This is a genomic window from Streptomyces sp. NBC_00016 (assembly GCF_045040885.1).
In the GTDB taxonomy this organism is placed as follows: Bacteria; Actinomycetota; Actinomycetes; order Streptomycetales; family Streptomycetaceae; genus Streptomyces; species Streptomyces coriariae.
The window spans coordinates 3361901-3373393 of sequence record NZ_CP108304.1 but is presented as its reverse complement, the minus strand read 5'-3'; the positions used below and the strand labels follow the sequence as shown (position 1 = coordinate 3373393).

The 11493-nt window shown below is 69.5% G+C and carries 9 protein-coding genes; 5 read left to right on the top strand and 4 right to left on the bottom strand.

Features of this window, described 5'->3' with window-relative positions; all coding sequences use genetic code 11:
- Nucleotides 1-30: 30 nt before the first annotated feature.
- Nucleotides 31-717 (bottom strand): TetR/AcrR family transcriptional regulator, encoded by a 687-nt coding sequence (locus OG933_RS14700; protein ID WP_405627403.1) that lies wholly within the window; start codon nucleotides 715-717, stop codon nucleotides 31-33.
- Nucleotides 718-956: 239 nt separating this feature from the next.
- Here OG933_RS14700 and OG933_RS14695 point away from each other — a divergent pair, with 239 nt between their 5' ends.
- The 4 genes from OG933_RS14695 to OG933_RS14680 all read left to right on the top strand — a co-directional run bounded on the left by OG933_RS14695 (nucleotide 957) and on the right by OG933_RS14680 (nucleotide 5328).
- Nucleotides 957-1931 (top strand): tetratricopeptide repeat protein, encoded by a 975-nt coding sequence (locus OG933_RS14695; RefSeq protein WP_405627401.1) that lies wholly within the window; start codon nucleotides 957-959, stop codon nucleotides 1929-1931.
- A gap of 644 nt (nucleotides 1932-2575) precedes the next feature.
- Nucleotides 2576-3208, top strand: a complete 633-nt coding sequence (locus tag OG933_RS14690; protein ID WP_327185140.1) for a DUF6230 family protein — start codon at nucleotides 2576-2578, stop codon at nucleotides 3206-3208.
- Nucleotides 3209-3326: 118 nt separating this feature from the next.
- Nucleotides 3327-3965, top strand: coding sequence for a DUF6114 domain-containing protein (locus OG933_RS14685; protein ID WP_405627400.1), 639 nt, complete (start codon nucleotides 3327-3329; stop codon nucleotides 3963-3965).
- Nucleotides 3955-5328 carry a hypothetical protein gene (locus tag OG933_RS14680; RefSeq protein ID WP_405627399.1) on the top strand — a complete coding sequence of 458 codons (1374 nt, stop codon included), beginning with the start codon at nucleotides 3955-3957 and terminating at the stop codon, nucleotides 5326-5328. The genes OG933_RS14685 and OG933_RS14680 overlap by 11 nt, the downstream gene beginning before the upstream one ends.
- Before the next feature lie 123 nt (nucleotides 5329-5451).
- Here OG933_RS14680 and pyk read toward each other — a convergent pair whose 3' ends face one another.
- The 3 genes from pyk to pta form a co-directional block, all read right to left on the bottom strand.
- Complete coding sequence (gene pyk / locus OG933_RS14675) at nucleotides 5452-6882, bottom strand: pyruvate kinase (RefSeq protein ID WP_054239869.1); 1431 nt, start codon at nucleotides 6880-6882, stop codon at nucleotides 5452-5454.
- Between the two features lie 89 nt (nucleotides 6883-6971).
- Nucleotides 6972-8183 carry an acetate kinase gene (locus OG933_RS14670; protein WP_405627398.1) on the bottom strand — a complete coding sequence of 404 codons (1212 nt, stop codon included), beginning with the start codon at nucleotides 8181-8183 and terminating at the stop codon, nucleotides 6972-6974.
- Entirely contained in the window at nucleotides 8180-10270 is a 2091-nt protein-coding gene (pta, locus tag OG933_RS14665) for a phosphate acetyltransferase (protein ID WP_405627396.1), read from the bottom strand. The genes OG933_RS14670 and pta overlap by 4 nt, the downstream gene beginning before the upstream one ends.
- A 188-nt stretch (nucleotides 10271-10458) precedes the next feature.
- Here pta and OG933_RS14660 point away from each other — a divergent pair, with 188 nt between their 5' ends.
- Complete coding sequence (locus OG933_RS14660; protein WP_054239866.1) at nucleotides 10459-11484, top strand: ATP-dependent 6-phosphofructokinase; 1026 nt, start codon at nucleotides 10459-10461, stop codon at nucleotides 11482-11484.
- The last annotated feature ends 9 nt before the right edge of the window (nucleotides 11485-11493 follow it).

Here is an 11493-nt window from a genome sequence, read left to right as displayed (position 1 = left end):
AGGGGCGGGGGCGAGCAGCGGCCCCCGCCCTCAGACGTGTTCGCCGGGGAGGCCTTCGGACGGGCCGGTCTCTTCGGACGGGCCGGTGCCTTCGGACGGGCCGGTGGACGCGGTCAGGCCCAGGAGCAGGACCCGGGTGAAGCCGCGTACCCACTCCTCGTCCGCGGGTTCCGCGCTGACCAGGGTGCGGTGGACCACCGCACCCGCCACGACGTCGAAGATGAGGTCGACCGTGCGGGCGGCCTCGGCCGGGTCGGCCTGCGGGGGGAGTTCACCGCGCGCCTGGGCGCGGGCGCGGCCCTCCAGCACCAGGTCCTTCTGCGGGTCGACGATGGAGGCGCGGATGCGCTCGCGCAGGGCGTCGTCGCGGGTGGACTCGGCGACGGCCGCCATCAGGCCGCTCTTGGCCTCGGGCCGGGCCAGGATCGCAGCGAACTGCAGCACCACACCCTCGATGTCGGCGGCGAGGCTGCCCCGGTCGGGAAGTTCGAGTTCACCGAAGAGTTCCGCGACCGCGTCGACGACCAGTTCGTTCTTGCCGGCCCAGCGTCGGTAGAGGGTCGTCTTGGCGACCCCGGCGCGCGTCGCCACATCCCCCAGCGTCAGCTTGGACCAGCCCAGCTCGACCAGCGCCTCCCGGGTCGCGGCCAGGATCGCCGTGTCGGCCGCGGCGCTGCGCGGACGGCCCGTACGACAGGCGGGGGTGCGGATCTGCATTCCCCGACCATAACCGGCGGTTTGTCATGGGCTTCCGTGAGGGAGATCACCGAGGCGGGGTGTTGCGGAGGCACTCGGTGCCATTACGCTACGACTCGTAGCGAAAGCTCGCGCGGGACGTGCGCGGGCCGCCGGCCGGGCAGGGTGCGGGGTGGGGACCCCGGCGCTCATGTTCGGGATGTTCGGGACGTATTCGGAACGCTTTTCACGCAGGCGCGCGGACGGGGGAGGATAGACGCATGCAGCCACGGAACATGTCCATGAGCGGAGTCGTCGACCTCGCCGCGGTGAAGGCGGCCCAGGAGGCCAAGGCGAAGGCGGAGCAGACGCGCGCCGAAACGGCACGGCAGGGCGGCGCGGGGGCCGTCTCCCCGGCCGATCTCGTCATCGACGTCGATGAGGCGGGCTTCGAGCGGGAGGTCCTTCAGCGGTCCGCCGAGGTGCCCGTCGTCATCGACTTCTGGGCCGAGTGGTGCGAGCCCTGCAAGCAACTGAGCCCCGTCCTGGAGCGCCTCGCCGTCGAGTACAACGGCCGCTTCCTGCTCGCCAAGGTCGACGTCGACGCCAACCAGATGCTGATGCAGCAGTTCGGGGTGCAGGGCATCCCGGCCGTCTTCGCGGTCGTCGCCGGGCAGGCGCTGCCGCTCTTCCAGGGAGCCGCCGGCGAAGCGCAGATCCGACAGACCCTCGACCAGTTGGTGCAGGTCGCCGAGCAGCGGTTCGGGCTCACCGGTCTGACCGTCGACGCCGACGCCGAGCCGGGCGCCGTGGACGCGGTCGAGGCCGAGCCCGTCGGGCCGTACGACGCGCTGCTCGAGGCCGCCGTACAGGCGCTGGACGCCGGTGACTTCGGCGGTGCCGTGCAGGCGTACCGCAACGTGCTCGCCGACGACCCGGGCAACAGTGAGGCGGGGCTCGGGCTCGCGCAGGCCGAGTTGCTCCAGCGGGTGGGCGGTATGGACCCGCAGCAGGTGCGCAAGGACGCCGCCGACAAGCCGGAGAACGCGCAGGCGCAGATCGCCGCGGCCGACCTGGATCTGGTGGGCGGTCATGTCGAGGACGCCTTCGGACGGCTCATCGACACCGTGCGGCGCACGGCCGGTGACGACCGGGAAGCCGTACGACTGCGGCTCATCGAACTGTTCGAGGTGGTAGGGCCGGACGACCCCCGGGTCGCGGCGGCCCGGCGAGCGCTGGCGCGCGCCCTGTTCTGATCCGGCGAGAGCCGGGTTCTGACCAGTCACTAAACGTCAGAGCCCGTGGTGTCGGAGTGAAAGTTCTGCCGATGTGGTTCCCCTGCGGCCGCGCTTTACCAAATCTTGGTAATCGCGGCCGCTGTTACTGCAAGTAAGACTTGGGCGTTGTTCTGTCGGATTCTGTCCAGCGATCAACAGCTTTGTCCCCGGCGTCGATGACACCCTGTGTTGCCGGTCGAGACCTATGGGTCGTTGTTCGGTTATCCGGCCGTTACTAGCGAGTAACGAACCCCCTTGTGCGGGCGGCGAGAATGCACCACGATCGGCCACGCTCGGTCCAATCCCGTACCCCGACAGCCGGTTGGGTCAACGGGTTTTCCTGGGTCCCCACCGAGCAGAGCCGACGGCAGTGGAGTCGGCTCTCGGACAGGGGGGTCTTCGCTGCGGTGAAGCCTGTCCAGCAAGGTTGTGCGTGATGCGTGTCAGGCGCGACCAGTGGTTGTCGCTCGGGGGTGATCGCCGGTGATCGGTGCGCGGTTCGCGCCTCCGAGACAGGCGCTCCCCTTCCCGAGGACGTAGCACTTCTCCCATCCCTGCCCGGCTGAGCCGCCGTCCGAGGGGGCTCACGGGATCAGGAGATGTACGTCCGAGAAGGAGGAAATATGGAGTCCCAGGTGCGTGGCGGGACCAGATGGAAGCGCTTCGCTGTGGTCATGGTGCCCAGCGTCGCCGCTACGGCATGTATAGGTGTCGCCCTCGCGCAGGGTGCACTGGCCGCGTCGTTCAGCGTGTCCGGTCAGTCGTTCAAGGTGACGGCCGACAAGCTCGAAGGCACGGGCTTCTCGCAGTACGGCGCGATCGACTCGGGTTACACCCTCGACGGCAAGAAGACGGCTCACGCCGTTGCCGTCTCGGCGTTCAAGAGCGCCTCGATCACGAACATGTGCCAGTCCGTGGTCACCCCGAACATCCCGCTGCTCGGTTCCGTCAGCCTCACGCTGAAGGCGGGCGGCGGCGGTAAGCCGGTCGAGGCAGAGAACCTGTACATCGACGTCGAGGACCTGCAGGCGGACGCCGTCTTCAAGGGCATCGACATCGGTGTGGCCGCGAAGGACGCCAACAAGGGTCCGGGCCTCAAGAGCGGTGACACGGCCAACCCGTACGGGTTCGCCCAGCAGGCGGACTCCGCCACGCTGACCGACGTGAAGCAGACGGCGTGGGCCACCACCGCCGGAACCTTCAAGCTCAGCGGCCTGAAGATGTCGCTGTCGACGGGTGTCAAGGAGTGCTACTAAGCACTCTCTGACGGGCGGGGGGGCCGGTGGCGCCCCCGCCCGTCCAGTCTGAAGCCCCTGGCTTCACCAGCACTTCGACCCACCACCACAGAAACGCCGCACCAGGGAGCTGTTTTCCATGAGCGCCGAGACCCCTGTCGCCCCCGGTCAGTTCACCCGCCGGAGGCAGCAGTTCCGCGCCTGGCGGGGCACCAGGCCGTTCTGGGCGGGCTTGTTCGTCCTCCTCGCCGGCTTCCCCATCGCCTACTTCCCTTACGCGCACCTCCAGGTGGGCCACCTGACGCTGGCGATGGCCACCACCGCGGGCGCGGGGTCGCTGATCATCGGCGTGCTGCTGGGCGTTCTGGGCATCAGTCTGTGGTTCCAGAAGCACGTACAGGTCTTCGCGGGAGTCGCGGCGATCCTGCTCGGTCTGGTCTCCATCCCGGTGTCGAACCTGGGCGGCTTCCTCATCGGCTTCCTGTTCGCGCTGATCGGCGGGGCGATGGCCGTGTCCTGGGTACCGGGCACACCGCCCGCCCAGGCTCCGGGGCCGGAAGCCGGCGCGACCGCCGGAGGCGCCCCCGAGGGCGTGTTCCCCGCACCTCCCACCGACGCGGGCGACCTCACCGAGAACCCGTACAGCACGGGCCCGGCCCCCACCGAGAAGCCGTCCTTCACGAAGGACGACCACGGGGCGGGCGAGCCGCACGATCTGCACGATCTGTCAGGAACGAGCCCGGCCAACGGGGCGAACGGGAGGCACAGTGCCGGCTGACGAGGTTTCCACCGGGAGCGATGTGGACGCTGCCCGCGTGAGAACCACCGGGCCGCGGCACGCGGCACCCAAGAAGCCGATCTTCACCAGGTTCCACATGCCGGCCGGCAAGGCGATAGCCCTGGCGGCCATGCCGACGGCGGTCCTGATGGGCATGGGTTTCACGCCGACCCTCGCCAACGCCGAGGACCAGCCGGCGTCCAAGAGCCTCACGATCGACGAGTACAAGGACTGTGTGGCGGCCCTGGAGGGCGCGGACGCCTCCGCGTCGGCCTCCCCGTCGCCGTCCGCCTCGGCGAGCGCGAGCGAATCGGCCGACGACTCCAAGGACGACTCCAAGGACGAGTCCACGGACGACTCGAAGGACACGTCGAACGGCTCGGGCGACACGGGTGACTCCGGTTCGTCGGATTCAGGTTCCGACGACACGGCCGAGCCCGCTCCCGCCGCGTCCTCGGCGGCCGCCGAGCCCGACAAGTCGTCGACGTCCGGTGACACCGCGACGGCGAGCCCCTCGGCCTCCGCGACGGACAAGAACGTCCTGGAGACCATCGGCGACGCCATCACGGACCTCTTCGACGGCAACGACTCCGACGCGACGGCCGGTTCGAGCCCGTCTCCGTCGGCTTCGGCCTCGGAGTCGGCGTCGACCGGCGACTCGTCGGCGGACTCCGGCTCGGGCTCCTCGGACGACTCCGGCTCCTCCGACTCCGGCAAGGACTCGTCCGGTACCTCCAAGGACACCACCGACGCCGTCACCGACACGGTGAAGGACACCGTCAAGGACACCGCCGACGAGGCCGAGGACACCGCGAAGGACACCGAGGAGGCCGCCGAGGACGCCACGGCCTCGCCGAGTCCCTCGGAGAGCGCCACCACGGACGCCGACGACTGCCCCGCCGCCACGGACGACGAGGGCGGCATCGACAACAAGATCAGGCTGCCCGACGACCCCTGGTACCTGAACGCCAGTTCGCTGCTCCTCAAGGGCGCCGACTACCAGGGCATCGTCAAGGTGAAGACCGCCAACGGCACGGTCAAGGAGGTGCTGAAGTACGTCATCTCCGACGGCACCGACATCGGCGACCTGCACCAGACGGTGGACGACAAGCAGTCCGGCAAGACGTACCACGTGCAGGCGGGCAAGGGCACCACGTCCACCATCCGTGACGGCGACACGATCATGTACACGGAGAGCATCTCCGGGAACCTGTTCGGCCTGATACCCATCACGTTCAGCCCGAAGAGCCCGCCGCCGCTGAACATCCCGCTGATCTACTTCACCAACGTGAAGGTCCAGCAGGCGGGCCAGCTCGGCGGCACGCTGACCGTCCCCGGTCTGCACCAGTACACGACCGGCTGAGCAGTACCGGCCGATCGTCCCCAGACCCGTCCGGGAGCCGCAACAACGCTGAGGGCGCCCCCTGTTCCACAGGGGGCGCCCTCAGCGCCGTACGAGCCGCATCGGGCGGCCGGGGTCGCCCGCTCAGTCGCGGGAGCCGCCACCGAGGTGGTGGACACGGAGCATGTTGGTGGTGCCGGGCACGCCGGGGGGCGAGCCGGCGGTGATGATGACGATCTCGCCCGGGTTGAAGCGGTTGATCTTGGCGATCTGCTGGTCGACCATGTCGACCATCTCGTCGGTGCTGTTCACGAACGGCACGATGTGCGACTCGACGCCCCAGCTGAGCGCCAGCTGGTTGCGGGTGCCCTCGTCGGTGGTGAAGGCGATGATCGGCTGGGCCGCGCGGTAGCGCGAGAGCCGGCGGGCGGTGTCGCCGGACTGGGTGAAGGCCACCAGGCCCCGGCCGCCCAGGAAGTCGGAGATCTCGCACGCGGCGCGCGCGATCGAACCACCCTGGGTACGCGGCTTCTTGCCCGGCACGAGCGGCTGGAGTCCCTTGCTGAGCAGCTCCTGCTCGGCCGCGGTGACGATCTTCGACATCGTCTTCACGGTCTCGATCGGGTACGCGCCCACGCTCGACTCGGCGGACAGCATGACCGCGTCCGCGCCGTCCAGGATCGCGTTGGCCACGTCGGAGGCCTCGGCGCGGGTCGGACGGGAGTTGGTGATCATCGACTCCATCATCTGGGTCGCCACGATCACCGGCTTGGCGTTGCGCCGGCACAGCTCGATGAGGCGCTTCTGCACCATGGGGACCTTCTCGAGCGGGTACTCGACGGCCAGGTCGCCACGGGCCACCATGACGGCGTCGAACGCCGCGACGACGTCCTCCATGTTCTCCACGGCCTGCGGCTTCTCCACCTTGGCGATGACGGGGACCCGGCGGCCCTCCTCGTCCATCACCCGGTGGACGTCGGCCACGTCCTTGGCGTCCCGCACGAAGGACAGCGCGACCAGGTCGGCGCCCATCCGCAGCGCGAACCGCAGGTCGTCGATGTCCTTCTCGCTCAGGGCGGGCACGTTGACGGCCGTGCCGGGCAGGTTGATGCCCTTGTGGTCGGAGATGACGCCGCCCTCGATGACGATCGTCTTCACCCGCGGGCCCTCGACGTCCAGGACCTTCAGCTCGACGTTGCCGTCGTTGATGAGGATCTGGTCGCCGCGCGAGACGTCGCCCGGCAGGCCCTTGTACGTCGTGCCGCAGATCGTCTTGTCGCCGGGGACGTCCTCGGTGGTGATGGTGAACTCGTCACCGCGCACCAGCTCGACCGGACCCTCGGCGAAGGTCTCGAGGCGGATCTTCGGGCCCTGGAGGTCGGCGAGGACACCGATGGCCCGGCCGGTCTCCTTGGCGGCGGCCCGGACCCGGTCGTAGCGGCCCTGGTGCTCGGCGTGGGAGCCGTGGCTGAAGTTGAAGCGGGCCACGTTCATGCCGGCCTCGATCAGCGACACGAGCATTTCGTGGGAGTCGACCGCGGGGCCGAGAGTACAGACGATTTTCGAACGGCGCATGGGGCGATCCTATCGGTTTGTTTCGCTACGGAATATTCCGTCTGGTGGAAGATACAAATGAGAGGGGTTGTGCTCAGTTGCTTTCCTGCTCAGTTTGTCTTTTTCACCAGTGCGTAGGTCTGTGTGGCGATCTCCAGTTCCTCGTCCGTCGGCACCACGGCGACCGCCACCCGCGCGCCGGCGGGCGAGATCAGCCGCGGCTCGTCACCGCGTACCTCGTTCAGCTCGTCGTCCACCGCCAGGCCCAGGGAACCCAGGCCCGCCACGGCCGCCTCCCGCACCGGCGCCGCGTTCTCCCCGACCCCGGCGGTGAACGCGACCGCGTCCACGTGCCCGAGTACGGCGTAATAGGCGCCGATGTACTTCTTCAGCCGGTGAATGTAGATGTCGAACGCGAGCTTCGCCCGCTCGTCACCCTCGTCGATCCGGCGCCGGATCTCCCGCATGTCGTTGTCACCGCACAGCCCGATCAGCCCGCTCTTCTTGTTGAGAAGAGTGTCGATTTCGTCGATGGACATTTCACCAACACGCGCCAAATGGAAGATGACGGCCGGATCGGTGTCCCCGGAGCGCGTACCCATCACGAGCCCCTCCAAGGGCGTCAGCCCCATCGAGGTGTCCACGCACCGGCCCTTCTCGACGGCCGAGGCGGACGCCCCGTTGCCGAGGTGCAGCACGATGACATTCACCTCTTCGGGTGCCTTGCCCAGCAGCTTCGCCGTCGCCCGGGAGACGTACGCGTGCGAGGTCCCGTGAAAGCCGTAGCGCCGCACCCGGTGCGCGTCGGCGGTCTCGACGTCGATCGCGTAGCGGGCCGCCGCCTCCGGCATCGTGGTGTGGAACGCGGTGTCGAAGACGGCGACCTGGGGCAGGTCGGGACGCAGGGCCGTCGCGGTGCGGATGCCGGTGAGGTTGGCCGGGTTGTGCAGCGGGGCGACCGGGATCAGCCGCTCGATCTCGGCGAGGACGGCGTCGTCGATCACGGTCGGCTCGGTGAAGTGCTTGCCGCCGTGCACGACCCGGTGCCCGATGGCGGCGATTTCGGGGGAGTCGAGGCCGAGCCCGTCCTTCGCGAGCTCCTCCGCCACGGCCTTCAGCGCGGCGTCGTGGTCGGGGATCGGCCCGGTCCACTCACGGCTCCCGCCGCCGGCGGCGAGGGGCGTGTGCTTGAGCCGGGAGGACTGCTCACCGATCCGCTCGACGAGCCCGTTCGCCAGCCGGCTGCTGTCCCGCATGTCGAGCAGCTGGTACTTCACCGACGAGGAGCCGGAGTTGAGGACGAGGACACGGGTTGCGGTCACTGCTGGGGAGCCTTCTCGTTCGGGGTCTGGGCCTGGATCGCCGTGATGGCGACGGTGTTGACGATGTCCTGGACCAGGGCGCCCCGGGACAGGTCGTTGACCGGCTTGCGCAGGCCCTGGAGCACCGGCCCGACCGCGATCGCGCCGGCCGAACGCTGCACGGCCTTGTAGGTGTTGTTGCCGGTGTTCAGGTCCGGGAAGATCAACACGCTTGCCTGCCCTGCGACTTCGGAGCCCGGCAGCTTGGTCGCGGCGACGGTGGGCTCCACGGCGGCGTCGTACTGGATCGGCCCCTCGATCCTCAGGTCGGGGCGCCGCTCGCGGACGAGCTTCGTCGCCTCCCGCACCTTGTCGACGTCGGCGCCCGAGCCGGACGTACCGGTGGAGTACGACAGCATCGCGATCCGCGGCTCCACCCCGAACTGGGCGGCGGTGGCGGCCGCCTGGATGGCGATGTCGGCGAGCTGCTCGGCGTTCGGGTCGGGGTTCACCGCGCAGTCGCCGTACACGAGGACCTTGTCGGCCAGGCACATGAAGAAGACGGACGAGACGATGTCGGCGTCCGGCTTGGTCTTGATGATCTCGAAGGCCGGGCGGATCGTGGCGGCCGTGGAGTGCACCGACCCGGAGACCATGCCGTCGGCGAGACCCTCCTGGACCATGAGCGTGCCGAAGTAGTTCACGTCCGAGACGACGTCGTACGCCAGCTCCACCGTGACGCCCTTGTGGGCCCGCAGCCGGGCGTACTTCTCGGCGAAGGAGTCGCGCAGCTCGGAGGTGGCCGGGTCGATCAGCGAGCAGTCGCCGAGGTCGATGCCGAGGTCGGCGGCCTTCTTGCGGATCTGGTCGACGGGCCCGAGGAGTGTGAGGTCGCAGACGCCCCGGCGCAGCAGCACCTCGGCCGCGTGCAGCACGCGCTCCTCGGTCCCCTCCGGAAGGACGACCCGGCGCTTGTCCACGCGGGCCTGCTCCAGGAGCTTGTGCTCGAACATCATCGGCGTGAGGCGGTCGGTGCTCGGCGCGGAGACGCGGCTGAGCAGATCGACCGTGTCCACGTGCCGCTCGAACAGCCCCAGCGCGGTCTCGGCCTTGCGCGGGGTGGCCGCGTTCAGCTTGCCCTCCAGGGAGAACAGCCGCTCGGCCGTGAGGAAGCTGTTGCCGGGCACCGAGACGACCGGCGTGCCCGGGGCGAGGCGGGCGGCGAGGGTGAGGATCTCGGCGCTCGGCACCTCGTCGAGGGTGAGCAGCAGCCCGGCTATCGGCGGGGTGCCGGCGCTGTGCGCGGCCAGCGAGCCGATGACCAGGTCGGCGCGGTCTCCCGGAGTGACGACCAGGCAGCCCGGGGTCAGCGCGTTGAGGAAGTTCGGCAGCATCGCCCCGCCGAAGACGAAGTCGAGCGCGTCACGGGCCAGCCCGGAGTCGTCGCCGAGCAGCACCCGCGCGCCCAGCGCGTGACTGATCTGCGCGACGGTCGGCGCGGAGAGCGCGGGCTCGTCGGGCAGCACGTAACAGGGCACGGGCAGCCGGGTCGCGAGCCGGGCGGCGATCTCCTCCCGGTCCTCCGGGGCCACCCGGTTGGTCACCATGGCGAGGACGTCGCAGCCGAGGACCTCGTACGCCCGGTAGGCGTTGCGGGTCTCCGCGAACACCGACTCCACCGTCTGCTTGCGGCCGCCGACGACCGGGATCACGGACGCGCCGAACTCGTTCGCGAGGCGTGCGTTGAGGGCGAGTTCGTCCGGGAACTGGGTGTCGGCGTAGTCCGTTCCCAGGACGAGGACGACCTCGTAGTCGCGGGCGACGCGGTGGAACCGCTCGACGAGGGTGGAGACCAGTTCGTCCGTCCCCTGTTCCGCCTGGAGGGCGGAGGCCTCGTGGTAGTCCATGCCGTAGACGGTGGCCGGATCCTGCGCCAGCCGGTAGCGCGCACGCAGCAGCTCGAAGAGCCGGTCGGGCCCGTCGTGGACGAGGGGACGGAACACGCCCACCCGGTCGACCTGCCGGGTCAGGAGTTCCATGACTCCCAGCTCGACGACCTGACGGCCGTCGCCGCGGTCGATTCCGGTCACGTACACGCTGCGGGTCACGCGAGCTCTCCGTCTCTGTACAGGGGCCTGAGGGCGGGGCACAAAAATCGCCCACCTAGGTGAGCAGATCCCTCTTGACAATACCTCTGGCCGTAGTTAAGGCGCCCGTCAAGAGACAGCCCGCTCGGCGGCGTGAAACAATCGAATCTGGCTCACCGGTACCAACAGCGAGCAGGAGACACAGCACGATGCGCATCGGAGTTCTCACCGCAGGTGGCGACTGCCCCGGCCTGAACGCAGTGATCCGGTCGGTCGTGCACCGCGCCGTCGACAACTACGGCGACGAGGTGATCGGCTTCGAGGACGGTTACGCGGGGCTGCTGGACGGTCGTTACCGCGGCCTCGACCTCAACGCGGTGAGCGGCATCCTGGCCCGCGGCGGCACCATTCTCGGCTCGTCCCGCCTGGAGCGCGACCGGCTGCGCGAGGCCTGCGAGAGCGCCTCCGACATGATCCACGACTTCGGCATCGACGCGCTGATCCCGATCGGCGGCGAGGGCACGCTGACGGCGGCGCGGATGCTGTCCGACGCCGGCCTGCCCGTGGTGGGCGTGCCGAAGACGATCGACAACGACATCTCGTCGACGGACCGCACGTTCGGCTTCGACACGGCGGTGGGCGTCGCGACGGAGGCGATGGACCGCCTCAAGACCACGGCGGAGTCCCACCAGCGGGTGATGGTGGTCGAGGTCATGGGCCGGCACGCGGGCTGGATCGCGCTGGAGTCCGGCATGGCCGCGGGCGCGCACGGGATCTGCCTGCCGGAGCGGCCCTTCGACCCCGCCGACCTGGTGAAGATGGTCGAGGAGCGGTTCGCGCGCGGCAAGAAGTTCGCGGTGATCTGCGTCGCGGAAGGCGCGCACCCGGCCGACGGCACCATGGACTACAGCAAGGGCGCGATCGACCAGTTCGGTCACGAGCGCTTCCAGGGCATCGGCACGGCGCTGGCCTACGAGCTGGAGAAGCGGCTCGGCAAGGAGGCCCGGCCGGTGATTCTCGGCCACGTCCAGCGTGGCGGTGTCCCGACGGCGTACGACCGTGTCCTGGCGACCCGCTTCGGCTGGCACGCGGTGGAGGCGGCGCACCGGGGCCAGTTCGGGCGGATGACCGCGCTGCGCGGGACGGACGTGGTGATGGTGCCGCTGGCCGAGGCGGTCACCGAGCTGAAGACGGTGCCGAAGGACCGGATCGTCGAGGCGGAGTCGGTCTTCTAGGGCGGACCC

Excerpts from the sequence above, each read along its gene's own strand:
- OG933_RS14695 (WP_405627401.1), top strand. The coding sequence starts at position 957 with ATGCAGCCACGGAACATGTCCATGAGCGGAGTCGTCGACCTCGCCGCG.
- OG933_RS14660 (WP_054239866.1), top strand. The coding sequence starts at position 10,459 with ATGCGCATCGGAGTTCTCACCGCAGGTGGCGACTGCCCCGGCCTGAAC.
- OG933_RS14685 (WP_405627400.1), top strand. The coding sequence starts at position 3,327 with ATGAGCGCCGAGACCCCTGTCGCCCCCGGTCAGTTCACCCGCCGGAGG.
- OG933_RS14690 (WP_327185140.1), top strand. The coding sequence starts at position 2,576 with ATGGAGTCCCAGGTGCGTGGCGGGACCAGATGGAAGCGCTTCGCTGTG.
- pyk (WP_054239869.1), bottom strand. The coding sequence starts at position 6,882 with ATGCGCCGTTCGAAAATCGTCTGTACTCTCGGCCCCGCGGTCGACTCC.
- OG933_RS14700 (WP_405627403.1), bottom strand. The coding sequence starts at position 717 with ATGCAGATCCGCACCCCCGCCTGTCGTACGGGCCGTCCGCGCAGCGCC.